The organism is Bacteroides sp. 51 (assembly GCF_010500965.1).
Lineage (GTDB): Bacteria > Bacteroidota > Bacteroidia > Bacteroidales > Bacteroidaceae > Bacteroides.
Map to the genome: position 1 here is coordinate 209719 of NZ_QVMI01000003.1, position 25641 is coordinate 235359.

The following is a 25641-nucleotide window of genomic DNA, read 5'->3' on the forward strand; positions in this document are numbered from 1 at the left end:
CTGGATTGCTTCACTTCGTTCGCAATGACGAAGTGTCTTTACCGACTTATGACACACCCTCTACGGCAATCTGTTAAAAACGAATTACCTTGTCAACCATTTCTTTAGCAAGCTTCTCCATAATCTGATACCCTTCTTTGGTTGGATGTATGCCATCTGTAGATAATCCGGCTTTCATCGCTCCCTTTTCATCTCTCATGGGTGTATTGTAGTCAATATAAGGATATCCTTTAGGTTCCGCATATGCTTTAATCATTGCATTCAGCGCATCCACCTTTTGGGATACATCCTTTATTTCCTTGCGCCAGGGAAACTCTCCCCCGGGAAGCACAGTAGATAGAATAACCTTTATTCCATTATACTCGGCCAACTCCGCCATGGATTGTATGCAACTCATTGTAAACTCCGGTACGTACTCTCCTGTGTTCTGTGCAATATCATTTATGCCTATATTGATCACCACAGCTACCGGACTCAGGTTTATCACATCCTGACGGAAACGCAACAAAAGCTGAGGACTGGTTTGCCCGCTTATCCCTCTGCCTATAAAGTTATTACTGGTAAAGAAGTCCGGACTGGCCTTCAGCCATCCATCGGTAATTGAGTTGCCTATAAACACCACTTGCTTGGGGTAAGCAGCATTGGCTTGAGCGTATCTACCCAGGTTTACAGCTTTCGTAATATCCTGCGCATGCACACCAAATGCCATAAAGGCAAAAAGGAGAATCAGTGTCTTTTTCATTTTATTCTATTTTTTATATAGTGTTAATCAACAGTCATTCAGCGATTACGGAAGGCAAAGATATAGTAAAAAACAAAAGAAAGAAGTAAAACACCCAATACGATATGCATCATTAGCTGAAAGAAGCCCTGTGTCATTCCAAACACCCATTCCAACTCCATAAACAATCCGCAAAAACTCATCAGGCAGATAATTAAACTTACTACACGAGTAAAACGGGTGGCTATGAAATATTGCATCACATAGTTTCGCTCATTTAGTTTCACGGGGAAGTTATAAAAACGAATCGGCGCACGGCTCGCCCAAAGAAAAACAATCATCGCCACCGTCATAGCTATGGGCGAAACAAACAATTTGCTTGGCGGAGAAACCACACCAAAATAAACAACAGTAGCCAGAATCCAGGCTGCTACGGTAAAAAGTATGGCCAATCCCTCCAGAATACGATCTATGAGAGTCAGTTCCAAATAAACATTCGGCATATTTCTGCCCGATCTAAATCCAAGATTAATCATGTGCGTCCTCGTTACTATTTGTGATCTCTTTATTTACAGTTTTCTTAGGTTTCTTCACCCGCCCGCTCTTTTTCAGTGCTTCAGCGATTATCCACTGAAGCTGACCGTTTGTGCTACGGAACTCATCAGCCGCCCATTTTTCAATGGCTTCCATGGTTTCCGCATCTACCCGCAGCACAAAACTTTTGGTTGAAGATTCTTTTTTACTCATTATTGATTGATACTTTTTTTATCTTTTATCCATCCGGCTATATCGTCCAGCACATACTTAGGCATATAAGCCTCTTTATTATATTCAAACGGAGTAGCCTTTCCACTTCCTTCATGGAAAAGGTGATTCAACTGCGGATACGATTTGAAGGCCACATTCGGATTACGGAATAACCCGAAACGCCACAGTCCGAAGTCCTCCATAGTCACCTGATAGTCGCGCTCTCCCTGAAGAATCAATATGGGCAAAGATAGCTTTTTTGCCACTTCCACCTGCTTATAAGAGTTGGAAAACTCCCAATATGACCGGGGAATATTCATGGGGAGAGGAGTGTTTTCGTCAAAACCATCCGTACCCAACTTCTTCACATTGGCTACTTGTACCTTTAACTCTTCGATTTGTTTCTTTGTTTCGGGCGAAGAATCCTGAAGGGAAGCGATATACGCAATCTGCTCCGGCAACAACTCTTCGAATGGGCGTGCATTCCCGGCCATCATAATAATGCCTGCCAGATCCTTTGATTGTTCGGCCATTCGGGGTGCCAGCATAGCGCCCAGGCTATGGCCGATAATATATATCTGCTTAGCATCGAGTGTCTTAATGGTTTTGGCCAGTTCAACGGCTGCCAGGGCATCGTCTACGGTTTCTTCATCGTAGGTTCCACCACCTTCTGCATATCCGGCGCCATACACTTTGGTTCGTTTATCATAACGAATAGAAGCAATTCCCCGCCCAGCCAATCCCCAGGCTAAATCACGAAAAGGTTTATTGGGTCCAATGGTTTCATCTCTATCCTGCGGTCCTGAGCCATGTACCAGAATGGTTACAGGAACATTGTTCATTCCTTTGGGCAATGTCAGTGTACCTGGTAATCTGAACTTTCCACACACCACTTCAATAGGCTTTTCTTCCATCTTCGCCTCGTTCATCTTTATGGCCGAAGCAGTTGAAGGAGCGGGCACAGGGGCAAAACGAATGGTATTTGCTTTGCCATCCGCATCGAAAGCGGTGATAAAGCGTAAAGCATATTTCTCAAACTGAACGTCGGTATAATATAAGGTTATATTGCCGGCGGTATCTGTTTGCCAATCGCCGTGCGACTGATATTTACCAAACTGACTCTCCAGTTGTTGCAAGGTCTGGGAAAAGACTGCGGGAACGACTGCCTTTTGAACTTCTTCATTCAATCGCACGTGCACACTATCTCCCTGTCCGGCCAAAGTAAACTCAAGCAATTCTTTGGCGCACTGCATATGCTGTTGTTGTGCAAAAAGCGCAGACAGGGGCAGGCAAAGCAGAATGATTATACTATATTTCTTTAACATCGGTTGCGGCTTAATGATGTAGAGTACCTGTGTTAATTACCGGCTGCGCAGATTCATCGGCACACAATACAACCAGCAGATTGCTAACCATAGCTGCCTTCTTTTCTTCGTCCAATTCTACGATTTCTTCTTCCGACAGTTTGTGAAGCGCCATCTTCACCATGGATACAGCACCTTCAACGATCTTTTCACGGGCAGTAATAATGGCCGATGCTTGCTGACGACGAAGCATTACCGCAGCAATTTCGGGTGCATAAGCCAGATAATTAATACGGGCCTCAACCACTTCCATCCCTGCCATAGCCAGACGTTCGTTCAGTTTGCGTTCCAGTTCGTCATTGATTTCCTCACCGCCGGAGCGTAGGGTCAATTCATTTACGCAACCTTCGTTGTCATCATAAGCATACTGACCGGCCACCTGACGAAGCGCAGCATCGCTCTGAATCTTCACGAAGTTCTCGAAAGCCGTCATACGTCCGGCTACAGATTGTCCGCCGGTAGCAGGGTTGGTACTTGCCGCCATAGTCTGAGCATCAATTTCAAACATGGCTTTATAGGTATCTTTGAGTTTCCACACCAATACCAAACCAATCAGGATCGGATTACCGATTTTATCATTCACCTTGATCGGTTCTACATCGAGATTACGCGCACGAAGCGAAAGTTTCTTTTTATTCAGGAAAGGATTTACAAAGAAGAATCCGGTATCCTTGAATGTTCCTTTGTATTTCCCGAAGAATACCATAGCACGGGCTTCATTGGGTTCTACGGTCATAAAACCGGGAGTCAGGCAGCAGAAGAGCAGAACAAGGGTCATTCCAAGTGCGATGCCCCATCCTCCAATAAACTTTATTGCCCAGAAACAGACAACGCTAGCAGCTAACAATAAGATAAGAATGAAAAGCATTGCAAATCCATTCATCTTAAATCCATTAAAAGTTAATTCTTTTGTTTCCATAAAGCGAGTATTTAAGTGATATCATTTTGATATCACAAATATATCATAGTTCTTTTAGAAAAGCAAGCAAACGGATAGATTATTTTTTCCAGAGGGGTGTATTATTGTAGAAGAAGCAACACTGATATTACCTACACTGCACAGTCCGGTTCTTCTCAAGCCGATGAGAATTTATTCTCAAGCGCTTGAGTGTTTGTTCTCAAAGGCTTGATAAAAAATTCTCAAGCGCTTGAGAGTAAACACGCAAAGAAGGAAACGTCTTATAACAAGTTATATGCAGTATGCAATTGCAGAAATGCCTGTCTCAACACAGCGCGTGGGGTACCGACATTGAGACGCATAAATCCGGCGCCTTCTTTTCCGAACATGGCACCATCGTTCAGAGCCAGATGCGCACCATCAACAAATAAACGCACGAGTTCATCCTGCGGCAGTCCCAACTCACGGCAATCCAAAAACACCAGATAGGACGCCTGGGGACGAATAACTTTAATCAACGGCATATGTCGCTTAAAGAAATCATCTGTATAATCAATATTGCCTTGCACGTAGGCAAGCATCTGATCCAGCCACTCTGTACCGTTACTATACGCTGCCGCCACGCCGATATAAGCAAACACATGTCCCTGATCCGACTCGTTAGCCCTTACATGCTCCTGAAGCTTTGCATGCAGATTCTTATTTTTGATAATACAATAGGCACTAAACAGCCCCGGCATATTAAATGCCTTACTGGGCGACATCAGGATGATAGAGTTATTCTCCGCCTCCTCGCTCACCGTAGCAAACGAATGGTGCTGAAAAGGAGGCAAGGTCAGATCCGCATGAATCTCATCGGATACGACAATCGTTCCGTTTTCATGGCAAATGCGGGCTACTTCAACGAGCTCATCCTTATCCCACACGCGGCCACCCGGATTATGGGGATTGCATAAGATAAAGAGTTTGCACCCTTTAATATCCTCTTTGAAGCGCTCCATATCCATACGATATTGTCCATCTTCCAAAATCAACGGATTGTAAACCACTTTCCGGTGATTATGTTCCGTCAGCAGAAAGAACGGATGATAAACCGGAGGCTGAACCATCACTTTATCGCCTTTCTTGGTAAAGCTATGGAGTATCGTAGCCAGTCCGGCTACAACACCAGGTGTAAAAGTCAACTCGCTGGCCGACACTTTCCATCCGTGGCGACTCTCTAACCAACGAATGATAGAAGTATACCAGCTTTGCGGCTTCACAGGATAGCCTAATATCTCATGATTCAACCGTTCACGCAAGGCATCAATAACAAAAAGCGGAGTACGGAAGTCCATATCGGCCACCCAAAGAGGAATCATATCCGTTTTACCCCAAATGTTTTTCATTGCATCTATCTTCACAGCGTCGGTTCCCCGGCGATCAATGATCTCGTCAAAGTTGTATTTCATAACACAGCATTTTTAATCTTATTACAAATGTAACATTCTTTATTTTGATATTGTTTATTCCCAGTTTTTTATTAGTACCTTTGTCCCGCAAAACAATAGTAAGCAATATGATTAAAGCATTGTTTTTTGACATCGACGGCACACTGGTAAGCTTTAAAACGCACAGTATACCACAGTCAACAATTGAAAGTATTATTAAAGCAAAGGAAAAAGGTATTAAGGTTTTCATCTCGACAGGACGCTCCAAAGCCATTATAAACAATCTGGGTAAACTGGAATTCGACGGATATATCACCATGAATGGTGCATATTGTTTCGCCGGAACCGACGAAATTATATACAAAAGCAGTATTCCTGCCGGAGATGTAGAAACAATTGTCAATCTGGTAAAAAAGAAATCGATATCCTGCATCTTTGTACAGGAGAAGAAGATGGGCATTTGCAATCCGGGCTGGATGTCGGACGAATTTTCAACAACATTAAACATCCCCACCCTGCCCGAGATAAAAATAGATGATGTTCCGAACATGGAAATCTTCCAGATATCTCCGTTTATCACTCCTGCACAGGAAAAAGAGTGGCTTACACTGCTCCCTCACTGTGAGTCGGGACGTTGGAACCCATCATTCACAGATATCGTAGCCAAAGGCAATGGCAAGAACAGGGGGATAGACGAGATCATCAAACATTTCGACATAGCACTCGAAGAAACAATGGCATTCGGTGATGGCGGCAACGACATCTCCATGCTGAAACATGCTGCCATTGGGGTGGCTATGGGCAATGCCAAAGAGAATGTGAAACAAGTAGCAGATTACGTCACCGACACGGTGGATAATGACGGAATTCTGAAAGCATTGGAGCATTTCGAAGTAATTTAAAGACAGATTAACGCGGATTAAAGCAGGTTTATTACATCTTTTTCATTGTAATATCTGCGTTAATCCGCGTTAATCTGTGTTTAAACCTAAATAGAATATTATCTTTGTGCTGATTAATCAAGCACTCCGTGGATTTTACTATAGACACCCAGAACAAAGAGTTTCAGGACGCATTGAGCCTGATCCAGTACACCAGACAATCTGTTTTCTTAACCGGGAAAGCAGGTACGGGGAAATCCACATTCTTAAAATACATCTGCCAGAACACCAAAAAGAAACACGTTGTGCTCGCCCCTACGGGGATTGCCGCCATTAATGCCGGCGGCAGCACGATGCACAGTTTCTTTAAACTTCCTTTTCATCCGCTATTGCCGGACGATCCTAACCTGAGTTTACAACGGGGAAGGATACACGATTTTCTACGGTACAACAAACAGCACCGCAAACTGATAGAGCAAACCGAACTGATTATTATTGATGAGATTTCGATGGTACGCGCCGATACGATTGACGCCATCGACCGTATTCTACGTGTCTATTCACGTAATCTTCGCCAACCATTCGGAGGGAAACAAATCTTGTTGGTAGGTGATGTATTCCAGTTGGAACCCGTAATTAAAAACGATGAACGGGAGATTATCACCCGCTTCTACCCTACCCCTTATTTCTTCTCTGCCCGGGTATTTGCCGAAATCGACCTTGTGTCTATCGAACTATGCAAGGTGTACCGTCAAACAGATAAAGTATTTGTTAGTATCCTCGACCGGATACGCAATAACACAGCCGGAGCACCCGATCTGCAACTCCTCAACACCCGGTACAACACGTCCATCAAGGAGTCCGAGGAGGATATGTACATCACACTGGCCACTCGCAGAGATACGGTAGATTTCATCAATGATAAGAAACTGGAAGAGCTGCCCGGCGAACCGGTCGTGTTTGAAGGCGAAATCACCGGTGAATTTCCAGAGAACAGTCTCCCAACACCCAAAGACCTGGTACTCAAAACCGGTGCACAGATCATTTTCATTAAGAACGACTACGACAGGCGATGGGTAAACGGAACCATAGGCGTAGTGAGCGGCATTGACGAAGAGGGCACAATATACGTAGTCACCGACCAGGGACAGGAGTTCGATGTAAAGAAGGATTCCTGGCGGAATATACGCTATAAATACAACGAGAAGAAAAAAGAAATAGAAGAGGAAGAGCTTGGCGTATTTGTTCAGTACCCCATCCGTCTGGCTTGGGCCATTACGATTCACAAAAGTCAGGGACTTACATTCAGTCAGGTGATCATCGACTTTACCGGTGGCGTATTTGCCGGCGGACAGGCTTATGTGGCATTAAGCCGGTGTACATCACTCGAAGGTATCCAGTTGAAAAAGCCCATCAGCCGGGGCGACATCTTCGTCCGCCCGGAGATTGTGAACTTTGCCGAACGCTTCAATAACCGCCAGGCCATAGACAAAGCGCTAAAACAAGCACAAGCCGATGTACAATACGCAGAAGCCACCCGGGCATTCGATGAGGGAGACTTCGATGCATTCCTGGAACATTTCTTCATCGCCATCCATTCGCGCTATGACATTGAGAAACCTAATATCAAAAGGCTCATCCGTAAAAAGCTGGGAATCATCAACAAACTGAAGGCCGAGAACGTTCATTTAAAAGAGCGGATGACCGAACAGAAGAAGAATCTTCAGAAGTATGCCCGCGAATATTACCAAATGGGAAATGAAGCAATCACCCATGCACATGATGTACGGGCAGCGATAGCAAATTACGATAAGGCTCTGGAACTTTATCCGGAAATGACGGATGCCTGGGTACGCAAGGGAGTCACCTTATTTAATAATGGTGACTTCGAAGAGGCGGAAAATTGCTTCAACACCGCTATACAAATCAATCCCGTAGAATTTAAAGCGATATATAACCGGGGAAAGCTACGCCTCAACACCAATAATATAGATGGAGCCATAGCAGACTTTGATAAGGCTACCACCCTGAAACCCGACCATGCAGGGGCACACGAACAATTTGGTGATGCCCTGCTTCGCTCCGGCCGTGAGGACCTGGCGGGTGTACAGTGGCGTCTGGCAGAGATATTGAAAAAGAAAAAAAAGAGCGGCAAGATGCCTCCTCCAAACTCTCATATTGACTAATCCGCACCAAAATAAAACTATAATTAAAGCATTATGAAAAAAGGTCTGAAAATTACAGCAATTGCACTCGGAGTAATCCTTGTACTTATGATTGTTCTCCCTTTCGCTTTCCGTGGAAAGATTGAAAGCCTCGTAAAAACAGAAGGGAACAAGATGCTCAATGCACAATTTGATTTCAAAACCCTCAACATCAGTCTATTCAAGAATTTCCCCAAAGCTTCTATCGTACTCGACGACTTCTGGCTGAAAGGTATTGAAGAATTTGAGAATGACACTCTTCTGCGTGCCGGCGAAGTAGCCGCTACGGTCGATCTATTCTCGCTGTTTGGCGACAGCTACGACATTTCCAGGATTTCTCTCAAAGATGTGTGGGCTAAAGCCATTGTCCTGCCCGACGGAAAAGTAAACTGGGATGTTATGAAGAGCGATTCCACTGCCGTAGAAACTGAAAGTACAGAAGACACTGCATCTTCCCCTTTCAAGATTCAACTCAAAAGCCTCGTCATAAACAACCTGAATGTGATCTATGACGATCGCCAGGCCAATATGTATGCCGACATCCAAAACCTGAAGGCAACTTGTTCGGGCGACTTAGGCAGCGACCAAACCACCTTAAAGCTGGAAACAGATATTGAATCGCTTACCTACAAAATGGACAACATACCATTCCTGAGCAAAGCCAACATCTACGCCAAGATGGATATTGATGCCGACCTGGCAAACAATAAATATACACTGGAGAAGAATGAGTTCCGTCTCAATGCTATTAAAGCAGGCGTAGACGGATGGGTGGCACTTAAAGACCCTGCTATGGAAATGGATCTCAGTCTGGTGACCAGCGAAGTGGGCTTCAAAGAAATCCTGTCGCTCATTCCCGCCATCTATGCCAAAGAATTCAGCAGCCTGAAAACAGACGGTACGGCCACACTGAGTGCCCATGCCAAAGGAATTATGCAGGGCGATACACTTCCGCAATTCGAGGCGGTACTGGATGTAAAGAATGCCATGTTCCGTTATCCTTCTTTGCCGGCAGGTGTGGATCAGATCAATATCCATGCCAATGTTAAGAACCCGGGAGGTAGTGCCGATTTAACCGAAATCGCCATCAGCCCGTTCAATTTCCGCATGGCAGGCAATACTTTCGGATTAACGGCCGAGATCAAAACACCGGTTAGCGATGCCGACTTTAAGGCGCAAGCACAAGGTATACTCAACCTGGGCAAAGTTAAGGAAGTATATCCATTGGAAGACATGGACCTGAATGGTGTGGTAGATGCCAACCTATCGGTTGCCGGCCGCATGTCGTATGTAGAAAAAGAACAATACGACAAATTCCAGGCTTCGGGAACAGTCAGGCTATCGGATATGAGACTGCAAATGAAAGACATGCCGGATATCACCATACTTAAATCTCTATTGACTTTCACACCACAATACCTGCAATTAAGCGAAACAACCGTCAATATCGGTAAAAACGATATCACCGCCGACAGTCGTTTCGAAAATTATATGGCATATGCCTTGCAAGGCAAAACGCTGAAAGGTAACCTGAATATCCGCTCCAACCATTTCAACCTGAATGATTTTATGGGCGGTGCAGAAGATAGTACAGCAACCGCAGCAGTAGATACCACGGCCACAGGTATAGTTGAAATACCTCAAAACATCAACTTCACGATGACTGCCAATATGAAAGAAGTGCTGATGGATAATATGTCTTTCAATAACATCAGCGGCAATCTTATGATCAATGGCGGTAAAGCGGATATGCGCAATCTTTCGATGAATACCATGGGTGGCAGCGTTGTAATGAATGGTTATTACTCAACAGCCAATATTAAGAAACCGGAGTTGAATGCCGGATTCAAAATGACAGGAGTCAGCTTTGCACAAGCATACAAAGACTTAAATATGGTACGTCAGATGGCACCTATTTTCGAGAATCTGAAAGGAAACTTCTCCGGAAGCATCAATGTACAGACTGATCTGGATGGCCAGATGAGTCCGGTACTCCCCACTATGCAGGGTAACGGTAGCTTATCGACCAAAGATTTAAGCCTTAGCGATGTGGATGTTCTCAACCAGATTGCCGATGCCGCAGGAAAACCTGATCTGAAAAACATCACGGTGAAAGATATGACCATCGACTTCACCATCAAGGATGGACGGGTAGCGACCAAACCTTTCGACATCAAGTGGAAAGACTACAACCTCAACCTTTCAGGCACCACCGGACTGGATCAAACCATTGCATATACCGGGAAGATCAACCTACCAGCATCAACCGGCATAGGAAAATACACCACTGTCGATCTGAAAATCGGAGGTTCATTCTCTTCTCCTAAAGTCTCGATTGATATGGAAAGTATGGCTAAACAGGCTGTAGATGTAGTCAAAGACCAGGCGCTGGAGAAACTGGGCGAAAAGCTGGGACTGGGTTCAGACTCTACAGGAACCGTGAACAAAGAGGAACTGGAAAAACAAGTTAAAGAAAAAGCTACTGAAAAGGCTTTGGATTTCTTAAAGAAGAAATTAAAATGAACAGCGAGGCGCTGCACCCAAGCTTCCATGCGGATATATTTAACTTTCAATTTTCAACTTAAAGAATTATGTTAGTCAAACTATACCAGAAGAACAACAACCCACAGACGCTACAAGAGATTGTAGATATTCTGAATGACGGTGGGTTAATTATCTATCCCACCGATACGGTCTATGCCATCGGTTGTCATGGATTGAAAGAGCGCGCCATTGAACGTATATGCAAGATCAAAGATATTGATCCGCGTAAGAACAATCTGTCTATTATTTGCTCCAACCTGAGCATGGTTAGCGAGTATGCCAAAGTAGATAATGAAACGTTCAAGCTATTGAAACGTAACCTGCCTGGTCCCTTCACTTTCATTCTGAATACAAACCACCGGTTGCCTAAGATATTTAAGAACCGTAAAGAGGTAGGGGTCCGCATGCCGGACAATACCATCATCTGTGAAATAGCCACACTGTTGGATGCACCGTTTATGACCACTTCGCTCCCTCACGATGAGAGCGACGACATTGAATACATCACCACCCCCGAACTTATCGACGAGAAATTTGGTGATCAAGTTGATCTTGTTATTGATGGTGGTATCGGTGGTGTTGAACTATCCACCATTGTAAACTGTACCGGAGACGAACCGGAGATTGTTCGTCAAGGAGCGGGTTGGCTGGAAGAACGATGAGATTTACTATTTACCATTTACAATCTACCATTTACTATGCAGGTATACAGACATACTTAAATGGTAAATTGTAAATAGTAAATGGTAAATTACAGCAGCGTTTCCGGATCCAGATTAGCAGCTTCAATATCTTTAAAATAACGATATGTACCTACTTTCAATTCATAAGTAGCCGCATCATCACAAACAATGATTCCTTTTTCGTGCAACTGCAACGCACTGATTGTCCACATCTGATTGATTGAACCTTCTACTGCGTGATACAAAGCACGGGCCTTATTATGTCCGTTTACAATAATCAATACCTCTTTTGCTGATAGTACCGTTCCCACACCTACGGTAAGCGCTGTTTTAGGAACTTTATTGATATCATTATCGAAGAAACGGGAATTAGCGATAATCGTATCGGTAGTTAACGTCTTCAAACGAGTACGGGAAGTTAAGGATGAACCCGGTTCATTGAAAGCAATATGTCCGTCCGGACCGATACCGCCCAGGAAAAGGTCGATTCCACCATATGATTTGATCAATGCCTCATAGCGCGCACATTCTGCATCAAGGTCTTCGGCACAACCATTAAGGATATTTACGTTTTCCCGTTTAACATCTACATGATTAAAGAAGTTATTCCACATGAAAGAGTAATAACTTTCCGGATGCGATTGTGGCAGGCCAACATATTCGTCCATGTTGAATGTTACCACATTAGCAAAAGACACTTTGCCTTTTTTGTTAAGTTCGATCAGCTCCATATACATGCCTAATGGAGAAGAACCTGTAGGCAAGCCCAATACAAAAGGCTTTTCAGGGCTAGGTTGAGCCTTGTTGATTTTTGCTGCTACATAATTAGCTGCCCATTTAGATATCGTCTGATAATCCGGCTGAATAATAAGTCTCATACGTTTTAAGTTTTAAGGGGGTTGTTTATTTAGTAGTAAGTAGCTAGAAGTTAGTAGTCAGGTTGTATATTTTCTATGTTGCATTGCACCATTGACCTGACTACTGACTTCTAACTTCTAGCTACTTGATCATTTTCTCTGCCATAGCTTGTGCAAGTGCTTCGCACTGCGCATATGTATCTTCTTTCATAGCTTGCTTCATTTCCACTGGCTCGCCTACGATCTCGAACTTGCTCTTTTCTGCAAATTCCGCGATCTTTTTTACGGCTGCACCTGCCCAGCAGAATGATCCGAAGTAACCGAAATAGCGGTTCTTCATATCTCTACCCGATATTTTGGATAAGATGGCTTCCACCTCAGGATATAATTGTCCATTGTAAGTAGTACAACCTACGATGATTCCTTTATATTTGAATATATCGGCCAGAATATATGAAGCATGACTCTTGCTGGTATTGTGCATGATGACATTCTTTACACCTTGGGCAGATAGTTCGGCTGCAATCGCCTCCGCCATCTGTTCCGTATTGCCATACATGCTACCGTAAATCACAACTACACCTTCGTCTCCATCATAAAGACTCAGTTTATCATAAATGCTGATTACCCGTTCGATATTATCGCCCGTCCAAACCGGACCATGCGTAGAACAGATGGCAGAAACCGGCAAACCACTCAGTTTCTCCAGTGCTTTCTGTACAGGCGATCCGTATTTGCCTACGATATTAGAATAATAGCGTACCATTTCCTCCCAATAAATGTCTGTATTGATTTTCTCATCAATAAAGCCACCACCTAATGCACCAAAGCATCCGAAGGCATCACCCGAGAAGAGCACTTGTTCTGTTTCACAATAGGTCATCATGGTTTCGGGCCAGTGCACCATCGGAGTCAGATGGAAGGTCAGTTGATTCTTACCCAAGTTAAGGGTATCGCCATCTTTCACCTGATGTTGCAGATCGGTCACTCCGTAAAAACCTTCAACCATGCCGAAAGTCTGCCGGTTACCCACAATTGTGATGTTAGGATAATAATGTTTGATCAGGCGGATTGAGCCGGAATGATCAGGCTCCATATGATTAATGATCAGATAGTCTATTGGGCGTTCACCAATAATCTTTTTTATTTTACGGAGAAACACTTCAAAATAACAAACATCAACAGTATCCACCAAGGCTACTTTCTCATCGTCTATGAGATAGGCATTGTAAGAAACGCCATTAGGCAATGGCCAAAGATTCTCAAAAAGATGTTTCTGACGGTCGTTAACCCCTACATAATGAATGCTCCCTTTTACTCTCGTTTTATCTTTCATAATTCTTTATTAAGTTGGAATAAATTAAAGCCGCCACAAAAATAGGCATTATTTCTCAATCCCGGTAGGATTTCCCCTGATAAGCGCCCAATTCCTTCATCCTTTTCTGAACCTTTGCAGTAAACTCATAGTTCTTCAGCCCCCAATCGGGAGCAATCAAAAGTTCTTTAGGAGATTGGGAGACAAAGCGTTCCAACACGATATCCGGACGCAGATGCCGGATATAATCAACCACGAGGTCAATATATTCATCGACTTCAAATAAATGAAAATCCTGTGGACATAATTCGTACTCCCTTGCCATGCGTGTTCCGCGAATTAACTGCAATTGGTGCATTTTTAAGGTTGACAAAGGTAGCTTAGATAGTTCTCCGGCTTGTACAACAAGTTCATCGTGCGTCTCTCCCGGGAGTCCTAATATGACATGACCACCTGAAAGAATTCCGCGGGCGGCGGTACGTTCTACCGCATCAACGGTATTCGCATAGGTATGCCCCCTGTTTATACGTTTAAGGGTAATATCGTTGGTGCTTTCAATACCATACTCTACAAGCAGGAAATGCGTTTTATTCAGTTCTTCCAGAAAGTTCAACAGGTTATCGGGCATACAATCCGGACGGGTACCGATAACCAACCCTACTACCCCATCTACTTGTAATGCCTCTTCATACTTCCGCTTCAACTCGTCCAACTCACCATAGGTATTGGTATATGCCTGAAAATAGGCCAGATATTTCATTTGGGGATACTTATGAGCGAAGAACAGCTTCCCTTCTTCCAACTGTTGGGTAATAGACTTCTCCGTTTTGCAATATTCCGGATTAAATGTCTGGTTATTACAATAGGTACATCCTCCTTGTCCTTTTACACCATCACGATTAGGACAAGTAAAGCCGGCATTCAATGATATTTTCTGCACTTTCTCCGGAAAGTATTTCCGCAGGAAAGTGGAGAAATCGGTATATAAAAATGGAGTGTCCATAGATATCTATTTTCTTTCAGGCTCCAAAGATACAGAATTGAAATACTGTTTAGCTTTGAAATTGAGTGTTTCTTTATTAAAATTGTTAAACCGCAGAGTTTCGCAGATTAACGCAGAGAAATAAATAAGGAATAAAAGCTCTGCACTAATCTGCGAAACTCTGCGGTTCAACAAACTGTTAACGAACATAAAAACAAGAAAGCTTATAAAATTACGCCCTTTTACTAATCCCCCTAATAATGGTGTATACAGTTTCAAGCATTAATACTAAAGCCCCAATGTATTAAACACATTTTTATGATCAAACACTTTATTTAAGTATATTTTCTTCTATTAATCTATCCGTTAACCCAGATAAATCACTAGATTTGTATCAAGACCTTAATAACTCAATACTCCCCCACTATGGCAACAATTGCATTAGATATAGGTGGAACAAAAATTGCCAGTGCAGTTTTCATGCCCGATGGCAGTATGCTGTTCAACCGGAAGAGACTTCTGAAAGGAAGAACCGGACACGATGTTGGCAAGCTTGCCGCAGAAATCCTATCCAAACTCCTAACCACCGCCCGCAGGAGCCTGATCCCCATCGACAGTATAGGGATTTGCGTTCCGGGCATAGTTTACTCCCAGACAGGCCGGGTATGGGCCCCCAACATACCCGGTTGGGAAAACTATCCGCTGAAAGAGGTTCTGCAAACTTGTGTTTCCGATCCCCGTATACAGATATACATTGACAGTGACCGTACCTGTTATATGTACGGCGAGATGTGGCAAGGTGCAGCAAAAGACTGTCACAGTGCTATTTTCATGGCTGTCGGTACAGGTATCGGAGCAGGTATCATTATCGACGGACATGTGCTGCATGGCAATAGCGATATTATAGGCGCTGTAGGCTGGATGGCACTTCAAGCCCCCTATTCACCAGAGTATGATGCCTGCGGATGTTACGAATACTATGCCTCAGGAAATGGAATCGGTGCCCGGGTACGCGATGCGGTGCGTGCAGACAAATCGTACCGTGGAAAGTTACGGCAAAAGCCAATCACCCGTATCACAGCCTATGATGTATTTAGTGCTTACAACGAAGGCGACCACATAGCTGTTACTACCATACAAAAAGCCATTGAGATGTGGGGGATGGCAGCAGCTAATCTTGTAAGCATCCTCAACCCGCAAAAGATTATCTGGGGTGGAGGTGTGTTTGGTCCTGCTTCGGTTTTTATCGAAGACATCTATAAAGAAGCCTGCAAATGGGCACAACCGTTAAGCATCAAACAGGTAAAGTTCGTCGCATCCGAGCTATCGGGTAATGCGGGGTTGATTGGTGCGGCTTTCCTTGCCATCAAAAATCAGTCGTATGAGTAGCTACAATAAAAACCTGGTATTCACGGCGGCCTGTATCGGCATGTCCTTCTTTGGAGTTTCGATGATTACGATGGGAGCGGTACTCCCCTCGCTTACCGGGAAACTCATGTTGAATGATCTTCAGGCTGGGGCACTTGTGACCTTTCTACCTGTAGGATTGTTGGTAGGCTCACTGCTCTTCGGCCCGATTGTCGACCGCTTTGGACATAAGGTACTTATGCTGTTTAGTTGTATTGTTGTGTTATTAGGGTTAGAGGGTATTGCTTTATTCAGCGATATTCCGCTATTACAATTATCTATTCTTTGTATTGGCTTGGGTGGCGGCATCCTTAACGGGGAAACAAATGCGCTGGTAGCCGATATATCCAGTGATGAAGAAAAAGGTGCGCGCCTTAGCCTGCTCGGAGCATTTTATGGTATCGGTGCGCTAGGTATCCCTGTACTTATGGGATTCCTCTCCAAACATTATTCCTTTGAGACTATCTTGCAAGGCACGGGAGTCCTGATGCTTATTTGCATCATCTTTTGTATGTTTATCCGCTTCCCTGCCCCCAAACAGCCACAAGGTTTCCCTATCAGAGAAGGTATCAAGTTATTAAAAGAGAAAAGTCTGTTATTATTCAGTCTGATTCTCTTCTTCCAAAGCGGGATCGAAGGGGTAACCAACAACTGGACTACCTCATATCTGGGACGAACCACCGAAATCCCTGCCGATAAAGCCTTACTTGTACTCACCTGTATGGTAGCCGGACTAACTGCCGCACGCTTGTTATTGGTGGTTATCTTCAAAAAGGTAAAAGAAAGTACCGTACTTATATGTAGCCTGGTTATGGCAGGAGTAGGATTCCTATTGCTTATGGCATCCCCCGAATTCTGGCGGGCCGCCTTGGGAATGGTTCTTATTGGTGCAGGAGTAGCCTCTACCTTTCCTGTTATTCTTAGTATACTGGGGCAACGATATGCCGCACTGTCCGGCACAGCTTTCAGTATAGCCATGGTTATTGCTTTAACAGGGAACACGTTGCTCAATAACCTGACGGGTATTCTTTCCCAGAAGTTTGGTATCACGGTTTTCCCGTATATGATGATCACGGCGATTGTCATCATGATCGTGTTGTTCCGTTGGGCGTTTCGTAGCAAGACTCCGCCGCGGATTTAATTAAATACATAGATTATACATCCATAATTATTAATTCTAAATTCAAAAACATGTTAGCACTTGAATGGTTAAAAAACGCGCATGGCATCATGAATACCATCGAAGCCTCGCAACTGGAGAATATTAAAAAAGCAGCCGAAGCAATGGCCGATACCATCGAAGCGGGGCGCTGGGTACATACCTTTGGTTGTGGACACGCTACCATCCCGGTAGAAGAGATGTATCCGCGCATTGGTAGTTTCGTTGGTTTTCATCCGCTTTGCGAACTTCCGCTGACTTTCTTTACACAGATTATCGGACAGATGGGCATTCACCAGTTTCTTTTCCTCGAAAGAACGGAAGGTTATGGTGTAGAGATTATGAAGAACTACGACTTTGATCAGAAGGATTGTATCTGGTTGTTCTCGCATACCGGCATCAACAATGTGAATATTGATGTAGCACTCGAGGCCAAAAAGAAAGGCATGAAAGTGATCGTATATGGTTCGGCCGGCGAATCGGTAGGTAAGAAAACCCGTCACTCCTGTGGTAAGACCTTATTTGAACTGGCAGATATCGTTGTAGACTCTTGCGTGCCATTGGTAGATGCCTCTGTGCCTCTAAAGAATCACTTCGATAAAGTAGGTCCATTGTCTACACTTGCATTCGTCACTATGGTATGGATGACCATCACCACGGTAGCCGAAATCCTTGCAGAGCGTGGGGTGCATTTATACATTCACCCATCGCATAATGTGCCGGGGGATACTACTGCGCGCGAACGGCTTGATGCAGCTATTAATGAGTATAAGCGGAGGGTGAAGGTCTTGTAAGGAAGATATAGAATTCAAAAAGAGACCGTTTCAAGAATCCTCCCCCTACCCCCTCCAGAGGGGGATACCTTGCGGAAACGCTATATAGCGCAGCTTATCCCCCTCTGGAGGGGGTAGGGGGAGGATTCTTGAAACGGTCTCTTTTATATATTTGTATACACCGCTTGCGTAGTTCTTTTATTCTTCTTTTGACGCAGCACCTTTCTTCGATTTAGGTGCAATGCCTTTCGGATTTTCTTTAAGAGCTACCTGGATACGTTTTTCCAGTTCCTCTGCCAGTTCCGGATTATCCTGTATCACTTGTTTTGCAGCATCGCGACCTTGTGCCAGTTTAGTATCTTCATAGCTATACCATGATCCGCTTTTCTTGATAACACCCAGATCGGCTCCCATATCAATGATCTCACCTGATTTGGAGATACCTTCGCCAAACATGATATCAAATTCGGCTCTGCGGAATGGAGGTGCAACTTTATTCTTCACTACCTTCACTTTGGTTAGCTTACCCAATACTTCATCGCCGTCTTTGATGGGGGTTGAGGGACGAATGTCAACACGTACCGAAGCGTAGAACTTCAGGGCGTTACCCCCTGTGGTTGTTTCGGGGTTTCCAAACATCACACCGATCTTCTCGCGCAACTGATTGATAAAGATACATGTTGTGCGGGTTTTGCTCACTGCTCCGGTAAGTTTACGCAGTGCTTGCGACATCAAACGTGCCTGCAAACCGACTTTATTTTCTCCCATATCACCTTCGATCTCCGATTTTGGAGTCAAAGCTGCTACCGAGTCAATGACGATAATATCAATGGCCGATGAGCGGATGAGTTGTTCGGCAATTTCCAATGCCTGTTCACCGTTATCGGGTTGAGAGATTAGCAGGTCGTCTATATTTACGCCAAGCTTTTCAGCATAGAAACGGTCGAAAGCATGTTCAGCATCAATGAATGCGGCTGTACCTCCTGCTTTTTGTGCTTCGGCAATGGCGTGTATAGCCAGGGTTGTCTTACCGGAAGATTCGGGTCCGAAGATTTCGATTATTCTTCCGCGTGGATATCCTCCTACACCGAGTGCAATATCCAATGATACTGAACCCGAAGGAATAACTTCAATCTGTTCCACGATACCGTCACCCATTTTCATGATTGAGCCTTTTCCAAAACTCTTCTCTATTTTGTCCATTGCAGCCTGCAACGCTTTCAGCTTGTCGCTTTTGTTGTCTGCATCAAAATTCAGTTCGTCTTTCTTCGCCATAGTTAATTAGTTGAAAGTTGAAAGTTGAAAGTTGAAAGTTACCATGCGGAATAGGTCTTGTTTTCCAGAAAATAACCTCATACTTAAAACTTACAACTTATTAGTGCATTATTAATTTATTGTTATTTAGTAATTTATTGATTCAATTTGAAAGACTTCGATTTAGTTGACTGTTAAGCTCAGGCTGCCTTGCCTGCATAGCCAACTTTCAACTTTCAACTTTCAATTTTCAACTATCTAAACCTCAAGGTTTAGATCAAACTCTTCGTGCCAGGGCAATCCTTGTTTATTGAGTTGTTCCATGAATGGGTCCGGGTTGAATTCTTCTACGTTGTTCACTCCTGCGCGTTTCCACTCTCCTTTGAAGAACATCAGTGCGCCGATCATGGCTGGTACTCCGGTGGTGTAGCTTACTCCCTGCATACCGGTTTCTTTGTATGCGGCTTCGTGGCTACAGTTGTTATAAACATAATATGTGCGTTCTTTACCATCTTTTATACCCTGTATGCGGCATCCGATGGATGTTTCGCCGGTATAGTTCTCTCCCAAATCCTGTGGATTAGGCAGTACCGCTTTGAGGAATTGTATCGGAACAATCTTTTGTCCGTTGTAATCAATCTCGTCAATGCGTGCCATACCGATGTTTTGGATTACGCGTAAGTGCGTCAGGTACTCTTGTCCGAAGGTCATCCAGAAACGTGCGCGTTTGATGGTCGGGTAATGTTTTACCAATGATTCCAATTCTTCGTGGTAGAGAAGATATGATTCTTTCGGTCCGATATTGGGATAAGTGATGGGTTGGTGAATTTCCAGTGATCCGGTTTCTACCCATTCGCCGTTCTCGTAGTAACGTCCTTTCTGAGTGATTTCGCGGATATTGATTTCGGGATTGAAGTTCGTAGCGAATGCTTTGTGGTGATCTCCCGCATTGCAGTCTACGATATCCAGGTAGTGTATTTCGTCAAAATAATGTTTCGCAGCGTAGGCTGTGAATATACCGCTTACTCCGGGGTCGAATCCGCAACCCAGAATGGCTGTCAGGCCGGCTTCTTTGAATCTGTCATGGTAGGCCCATTGCCAGCTGTATTCAAAGTGCGCTTTATCTTTCGGCTCATAGTTTGCGGTATCCAGATAGTTTACACCTGCTTGCAGACATGCTTCCATAATGGTCAGGTCCTGGTATGGAAGGGCTACGTTGATCACCATCTCCGGTTTAAAATCGTTGAATAGCGCTACCAGTTCATCCACATTATCAGCATCTACCCGGGCTGTTTTTATGGCTGGGTTACCTATCGCTTTCACGATATCGTCGCACTTCGACTTTGTGCGGCTGGCAATCATTATGTCAGTAAAAACATCGGCATTTTGTGCCACCTTGTGTGCTACAACAGTACCTACACCGCCTGCACCAATAATAAGAACTTTACCCATTTTTGATTTACAATTTGACTATTTACGATTTACGATTAAAATTACTTCGGGTTTATAAATAAACTAAGCAAAGATAAAGAAAAAAAGGGGTTATTTAGAATAGTCTATTGATTAATTAAAGGTATTTTTCTGTAGGGGCGGTATCATAAGTCTATCTACCAATGACAATATCCACCCCCTGCCCCCGCCGGCGGGGGATACGATGCCGCATGGAAGCCTGGCTCAAGCACCTCGCTTGTCCCTCGCTAGCGGGGGCAGGGGGTGAATATTGTTAGCGCAGCGCCGCTTGCGGCACTTGGCAGCGGTGCCTCACCGCAGACGAACAACGCGTCCGTTATCGAATTCGACGGTTCTTCCCTGGTAATACCAGGTTTCGGTGCGTGTGTTGGGTTTCGCTACGATTTGTATGGGCGATCCCAGTGCCAGCATACATTCGTCTTTGGTCATGCCGGTTTTCAATTCACCTTTGCCCAGCAGCAGCCAGTTTTCTTCTGTTATGCTTGGGTATTGTTTTCTCAGGTCGCCATAGCCGAACATATCATCGATGTAATCTGCATTACGTTCAAAAATATCATACTTTAGGTTTACATCTACGGTGTAGTTGGTGCCTTTTTGATCTTCCAGTTTCAGCGTAGCCAGGGTTGATGCGCCCAGTGTCATATCTTTGACAACAAGTGGGGTGAAGCGCAGGAGCGATTGCGTGCCTCCGCTCTCTTTTTTCGCTTCAACGGTTCGTTTCGGGTATGCCAGTCTTCTGATGTATTTTGCGCGTATATCTTCGGTTGTTATTGCTTCTTTATCAACGAATGTAAATACATTGGCGAAAGGTTTCTCGAGGTTTACGCCCGTCAGTTCCGAGTCCTGTAGTCCGGCGTTGGTTTTTGAGAACATTACGTTGCGGAAGTATTTATTGCCATCGCGGTCTTCGAATACGATTTTAACCGGGCACTCTCTGGTTCCTACTCCGATGGCGGTTACGGTTACTTCCAGATTGCGTGCGATACTCACTTCGCGGCTGCCTGTTCCCGCGCCGCCTTCGTCTACGCGGGCTTTTGTAACTTTTGTGTACAATGTCTTGCCCATCAAGAGTTCGCGTGCGATGTCTACATCGCCCAGGAATACGAGGTTATGTATGGCAGCCCGTGGGTTCGATCCGCAGACGTCTGCCAGCGATTTGCCCTTCACTTCGTGATAGTACTTTTCTCCCTCGACTTCAAAGATAAAATGGGTGGATACCGACTCGCCGATGTAAGTCTCTTTTCTCGCTTCTTCGGTTCCCTGAAACTCAAGGATTTTGTGTTGCAGTTTGCTGTTGCTCACATCGCGTCCGGTGGCGGAAGATTTAAAGGTAGACACAATTCCATAGCTATCCTCAACCATGAGCATAAACTTTTGCCCGGCTTGCAGGTTGCAGATGGTGTAGTAAGGGAAATTCTGCACAACGAATTGTGCTTCATCTCCGGCAGATGTTTCGCTCTTCGGAGAGGCTGTTGTCACGATATAATCTCCTTGGGCACTGACTGTTAGTGCAAGAAACATAGAGATCACGGTTAGCATAAATTTTGTTCTGTTCATCTAAATTAGTGGTTTTAATATTGAACTTTTATAAAGTCGTTATGTTTTTATAAGAATACAAAAATAGAGATTTTCTATTATTATTGATATATTTGCTTAGGTTTTAACTTGGCTGGCATGAATCGTCCAAGCAGTTATTTGTTACTTAAACCAGCTTAAATTATATAAAGATGAAAAAAGTAGTTGTTTCTTTATGCGCCATTTGCGCAATGATGGTTGTCACATCCTGCCGTTCCTCGAAAGAGGTCGTCACTCTTGGCGCACTGAATGGTGAATGGAATATTGTTGAAATAAACGGCTCGGCTGTTGCTCCGGGCACTGGTCAGAATGTGCCATACATCGGTTTCGATGCCGTATCTGGTAAAATTTACGGAAATAGCGGGTGTAACCGCATGATGGGATCATTCGACCGGAGTTCCAAACCTGGCGAACTCGACCTGAGTACGATTGCCGGTACCCGCATGATGTGTCCCGATATGACTATGGAGCAGAACGTGTTGAACGCATTGAAAATCGTAAAAGGATATAAGAAGGCGGGGGCGGACAAGATAGCGCTCACGAACGCGCACAAACGTCCGGTAATAGTTCTTGAACCTAAAACGACGGTAGACCTGATTACATCTTTGGAGGGCGAATGGAAGATTACCGAAATCAAAGACGAAGCATTGCCTGCTAAGTTGGAAAAAGAGCCTTTTATTGTATTCGATCTGAAAGCAAAAAGAATTCACGGTAATGCCGGATGTAACATGATTAACGGCGGATTTATTACCGAAGAAAACAACCCACGTTCACTGTCCTTTCCTGCCGTTGCCGCCACTATGATGGCGTGCCCGGACATGAGTATAGAAAGAAAGGTATTGGATGCACTCAATGCCGTAAAATATTTCGACGTATCTGCCGATAAGGTTGCCGGGCTTTACGGCGAAGACGGCGCATTGCTTCTGGTGTTGAAAAAGAAATAGGCGCGAATGCATGGAGGTTATTGCATAAGTTCCGGAAGACCCGGGTGTTTTGGATTAAAACACCCGGGTCTTTTGTATGGAAACACCCGGGTCTTTTGGGCCGTTACACCCGGGTCTTTTCATACTTAAGAAACTTGCGCATCCGGTCTACAAGCCTACCAAAGCAGCCTTCGCATACTGGGTTGCGCGTCACCGCGTGATACTTGTGACACTAGGATGTTACTTCTGCGCGATAAGCCGCCCTCCCAAACGCTCTATCCATCGGCCTTCCGATGGGCTATGTCAGATATGACACTTTTTTCCCGAAAAACTTTAATGGGATTTCTTTGCAATAATCCAAACGATAATAGGAGCACCGAACAGTGCAGTAACCGCATTGATGGGTAGTGTGGTTTGCGTTCCCGGCAACCCGGAAATCAAGTCGCAAAGCAACATCGTTACTGCTCCACACAATATCGAGGCAGGCAGAATAATGTGATGGTTCGAAGTGCGGAACAATCCGCGCGCTACGTGCGGCATGGTTATTCCGATAAAGGCAATGGGACCGGTGAAAGCAGTAGATGTGCCGGCCAGCAGTGCAGTAGCCAGAATAGTAAACAACCGCAGCCGGGAAACAGAAATACCCAACCCGCTCGCATAATTCTGCCCAAGCAGGAAAACATTGAGCTGTTTCTGCAAGAGTAAAGCAATGAGTAGACCTATCCCTATCACAGGCGCCATGACGAGCATATAATCCCAGCCAACTGCCGACAGACTGCCGAACGTCCAGGTCACAAACAATTTCAATGTATCGGGGTTGCTCACGCTCTGCAATATACTGACCACCGCCCCGGCAAAGCTACCAAACATCATCCCGATAATCAGGAGTGAAACGGCATTCGGTACTTTTATGGAAACCACAATAACCAACAGCAGCACGCAAACGGCACCGGCAACAGCCGCCGTTACCTGTCCCCACCCCGTTAGCATCCAAAGCGGCAAAGCCGAAGTACCCATCGTCAGCAAGGCCACACCCAGACTTGCGCCAGAGGTTACCCCCAACACATCGGGTCCGGCCAGCGGATTTTGAAAGAGTGTTTGCATCAACACCCCCGCCACAGACAACGCCGCACCGGCCAGTATGGCGGTCAGCGCTTTGGGCAACCGGTGATTAAGGATGATTTCACGGTACACCTCATCCTGGCTTTGTCCCGTCAGCGCTGCCCAGACCTCGCTCAACGGCAGACTGACACTGCCCAGGGCGATATCTGCCACAAGAGCCAGCAGGAGCAATGCCAATAAAAAGACGAACTTCTTTTTCATGGAGCCAGTTTTTCGAGATAAGTCAATTCGTAATCCGGCAATACATCCGGATGGAATACCTTAATCATATCGCTCAACAGCAGATCGGGGCGCGCCACCGCACCTTCCCAGTAATCATTTCCTCCGGATGCATTAGAGCGTTTACGGGTATTGTACACATTGCCTTCCTTATATGCTTTGAAGAGTTTATATTTAGGTTCCGATTTCCTTAACTCTTCGAGCGTAGATGCCTGTGTGTTAACCCATACATCTACTTTGCTGAAATGAAGCAAGGCTTCCTCTATCGTAGTGGAGATACTGCCCGTGGTCTGATCATTCTTATAATAATAATCGCCTCCGGCATCGCTGAACAAGTGGGCATTAAAACTCTCTCCGCCAGGCATAGACCAACCGCCACGGTAGTCCTGTCCCGACAAAACGGTTGGTTTATAATCTACGGCAGCAGCCAGCGATTTAACTTCGTTATACCGTTGTTCCACCGCCTGGAAGATACTATCGGCCAAAGCTCCTTTGTCGAAAAAAGCGGCAACAAACTTGATCCATTCGGCACGTCCCAGCAAACTCTGTTCCTGCCATTCTATATTATATATTAATGTCAGCCCGGTTTGCCGCATCTTCTTGCTGTTTGCATCGTCGGCGTTATAAGCAGTGGTCATCACAGCCTGCGGACGAAGCAACAGCAGTTCTTCTATATTCAGGTTGAAAGCGTCGCCCAGGTCTTTCACCTGTTTGTCTTTCACCGCCTTCCGTATCGTTGGGTTATAAATATAATCGGCACTGCATACTCCGGTCACAACGGGCAATTCACCGAGCAGATCGAGAAAACCAAGGTGGGTAGCAGAGTTGGCCATCAGGCTCTTTACAGGAATCAACACCCTGTTACCATCGACAGGCGTTTCGGTGAGACTATCTTTTATCAAATAGTAAGTAGCGTAGATATCTCCCGGCTTCCAGGGATTGAACACGTTTACAACGGTGTAATTATCGGCATGGGTAATGGAGAATTGCCGGGCGTGCGACAATTCGACGACTCCATCACTGGGAAGCTGAGTTGAAGAAGGGGTTCTTCCTCCGCATCCACAGAGCAATAGGAGGAAAACTAAAGAATATATATGTTTCATATACAAATTT

22 protein-coding genes are annotated in these 25641 nt (G+C 44.8%); 8 read left to right on the forward strand and 14 right to left on the reverse strand.

All coding sequences use genetic code 11. The features are described 5' to 3' along the window. Positions 1–73: 73 nt before the first annotated feature. From D0T87_RS04315 to D0T87_RS04340, 6 genes are all read right to left on the reverse strand, one after another. Positions 74–742 (reverse strand): GDSL-type esterase/lipase family protein, encoded by a 669-nt coding sequence (locus tag D0T87_RS04315; protein WP_163173123.1) that lies wholly within the window; start codon positions 740–742, stop codon positions 74–76. Positions 743–780: 38 nt separating this feature from the next. Next, entirely contained in the window at positions 781–1224 is a 444-nt protein-coding gene (locus D0T87_RS04320) for a hypothetical protein (RefSeq protein WP_163173125.1), read from the reverse strand. A gap of 25 nt (positions 1225–1249) precedes the next feature. After that, positions 1250–1468, reverse strand: a complete 219-nt coding sequence (locus D0T87_RS04325) for an Arc family DNA-binding protein (protein ID WP_163173127.1) — start codon at positions 1466–1468, stop codon at positions 1250–1252. Further along, the gene (locus D0T87_RS04330; protein ID WP_163173129.1) at positions 1468–2793 is read right to left on the reverse strand and encodes an alpha/beta fold hydrolase; all 1326 of its coding nucleotides are present in this window, start codon (positions 2791–2793) and stop codon (positions 1468–1470) included. The genes D0T87_RS04325 and D0T87_RS04330 overlap by 1 nt, the downstream gene beginning before the upstream one ends. A gap of 10 nt (positions 2794–2803) precedes the next feature. After that, the gene (locus D0T87_RS04335) at positions 2804–3751 is read right to left on the reverse strand and encodes an SPFH domain-containing protein (RefSeq protein WP_163173131.1); all 948 of its coding nucleotides are present in this window, start codon (positions 3749–3751) and stop codon (positions 2804–2806) included. A 260-nt stretch (positions 3752–4011) separates the two neighbouring features. Continuing rightward, positions 4012–5181 carry a MalY/PatB family protein gene (locus D0T87_RS04340; protein WP_163173134.1) on the reverse strand — a complete coding sequence of 390 codons (1170 nt, stop codon included), beginning with the start codon at positions 5179–5181 and terminating at the stop codon, positions 4012–4014. Positions 5182–5288: 107 nt separating this feature from the next. On the opposite strand from D0T87_RS04340, the gene D0T87_RS04345 reads away from it, so the two are divergent. The 4 genes from D0T87_RS04345 to D0T87_RS04360 all read left to right on the forward strand — a co-directional run bounded on the left by D0T87_RS04345 (position 5289) and on the right by D0T87_RS04360 (position 11451). Beyond that, entirely contained in the window at positions 5289–6062 is a 774-nt protein-coding gene (locus tag D0T87_RS04345; protein ID WP_163173136.1) for a Cof-type HAD-IIB family hydrolase, read from the forward strand. Between the two features lie 128 nt (positions 6063–6190). Further along, positions 6191–8227, forward strand: a complete 2037-nt coding sequence (locus D0T87_RS04350; RefSeq protein WP_163173138.1) for a tetratricopeptide repeat protein — start codon at positions 6191–6193, stop codon at positions 8225–8227. 33 nt (positions 8228–8260) lie between these two features. Continuing rightward, positions 8261–10768 (forward strand): AsmA family protein, encoded by a 2508-nt coding sequence (locus D0T87_RS04355; RefSeq protein WP_163173140.1) that lies wholly within the window; start codon positions 8261–8263, stop codon positions 10766–10768. Positions 10769–10836: 68 nt separating this feature from the next. Next, the gene (locus D0T87_RS04360) at positions 10837–11451 is read left to right on the forward strand and encodes an L-threonylcarbamoyladenylate synthase (protein ID WP_163173142.1); all 615 of its coding nucleotides are present in this window, start codon (positions 10837–10839) and stop codon (positions 11449–11451) included. 89 nt (positions 11452–11540) lie between these two features. Here D0T87_RS04360 and nagB read toward each other — a convergent pair whose 3' ends face one another. The 3 genes from nagB to D0T87_RS04375 all read right to left on the reverse strand — a co-directional run bounded on the left by nagB (position 11541) and on the right by D0T87_RS04375 (position 14647). Then, positions 11541–12350 carry a glucosamine-6-phosphate deaminase gene (nagB, locus tag D0T87_RS04365; protein ID WP_163173144.1) on the reverse strand — a complete coding sequence of 270 codons (810 nt, stop codon included), beginning with the start codon at positions 12348–12350 and terminating at the stop codon, positions 11541–11543. A 121-nt stretch (positions 12351–12471) separates the two neighbouring features. After that, positions 12472–13665, reverse strand: coding sequence for an FprA family A-type flavoprotein (locus tag D0T87_RS04370; RefSeq protein WP_163173146.1), 1194 nt, complete (start codon positions 13663–13665; stop codon positions 12472–12474). A gap of 55 nt (positions 13666–13720) precedes the next feature. After that, positions 13721–14647, reverse strand: a complete 927-nt coding sequence (locus tag D0T87_RS04375; protein WP_163173148.1) for a TIGR01212 family radical SAM protein — start codon at positions 14645–14647, stop codon at positions 13721–13723. Positions 14648–15052: 405 nt separating this feature from the next. On the opposite strand from D0T87_RS04375, the gene D0T87_RS04380 reads away from it, so the two are divergent. The 3 genes from D0T87_RS04380 to D0T87_RS04390 are packed head-to-tail and all read left to right on the forward strand — an operon-like array spanning position 15053 to position 17986. Beyond that, positions 15053–16015, forward strand: a complete 963-nt coding sequence (locus tag D0T87_RS04380) for an ROK family protein (protein WP_163173150.1) — start codon at positions 15053–15055, stop codon at positions 16013–16015. Then, the gene (locus tag D0T87_RS04385; RefSeq protein WP_163173152.1) at positions 16008–17174 is read left to right on the forward strand and encodes a sugar MFS transporter; all 1167 of its coding nucleotides are present in this window, start codon (positions 16008–16010) and stop codon (positions 17172–17174) included. Before D0T87_RS04380 ends, D0T87_RS04385 begins: the two co-directional genes overlap by 8 nt. A gap of 50 nt (positions 17175–17224) precedes the next feature. Continuing rightward, positions 17225–17986 carry a sugar isomerase domain-containing protein gene (locus D0T87_RS04390; RefSeq protein ID WP_163173154.1) on the forward strand — a complete coding sequence of 254 codons (762 nt, stop codon included), beginning with the start codon at positions 17225–17227 and terminating at the stop codon, positions 17984–17986. 177 nt (positions 17987–18163) lie between these two features. On the opposite strand, the gene recA is transcribed toward D0T87_RS04390, so the two are convergent. The 3 genes from recA to D0T87_RS04405 form a co-directional block, all read right to left on the reverse strand. Next, positions 18164–19240 (reverse strand): recombinase RecA, encoded by a 1077-nt coding sequence (recA, locus tag D0T87_RS04395; protein WP_163173157.1) that lies wholly within the window; start codon positions 19238–19240, stop codon positions 18164–18166. A 237-nt stretch (positions 19241–19477) separates the two neighbouring features. Then, positions 19478–20671: a saccharopine dehydrogenase family protein gene (locus tag D0T87_RS04400; protein WP_163173159.1), complete on the reverse strand. Its 1194-nt coding sequence runs from the start codon at positions 20669–20671 to the stop codon at positions 19478–19480. 309 nt (positions 20672–20980) lie between these two features. Then, positions 20981–22246: a hypothetical protein gene (locus D0T87_RS04405; RefSeq protein WP_163173161.1), complete on the reverse strand. Its 1266-nt coding sequence runs from the start codon at positions 22244–22246 to the stop codon at positions 20981–20983. A 170-nt stretch (positions 22247–22416) separates the two neighbouring features. On the opposite strand from D0T87_RS04405, the gene D0T87_RS04410 reads away from it, so the two are divergent. Next, positions 22417–23208: an META domain-containing protein gene (locus D0T87_RS04410; RefSeq protein WP_163173163.1), complete on the forward strand. Its 792-nt coding sequence runs from the start codon at positions 22417–22419 to the stop codon at positions 23206–23208. A 312-nt stretch (positions 23209–23520) separates the two neighbouring features. Here D0T87_RS04410 and D0T87_RS04415 read toward each other — a convergent pair whose 3' ends face one another. Together D0T87_RS04415 and D0T87_RS04420 are read right to left on the reverse strand one after the other, a co-directional pair. Then, positions 23521–24510 carry an iron ABC transporter permease gene (locus D0T87_RS04415; RefSeq protein ID WP_163173164.1) on the reverse strand — a complete coding sequence of 330 codons (990 nt, stop codon included), beginning with the start codon at positions 24508–24510 and terminating at the stop codon, positions 23521–23523. Beyond that, the gene (locus tag D0T87_RS04420; RefSeq protein WP_163173166.1) at positions 24507–25631 is read right to left on the reverse strand and encodes an ABC transporter substrate-binding protein; all 1125 of its coding nucleotides are present in this window, start codon (positions 25629–25631) and stop codon (positions 24507–24509) included. Before D0T87_RS04420 ends, D0T87_RS04415 begins: the two co-directional genes overlap by 4 nt. Positions 25632–25641 lie beyond the last annotated feature (10 nt).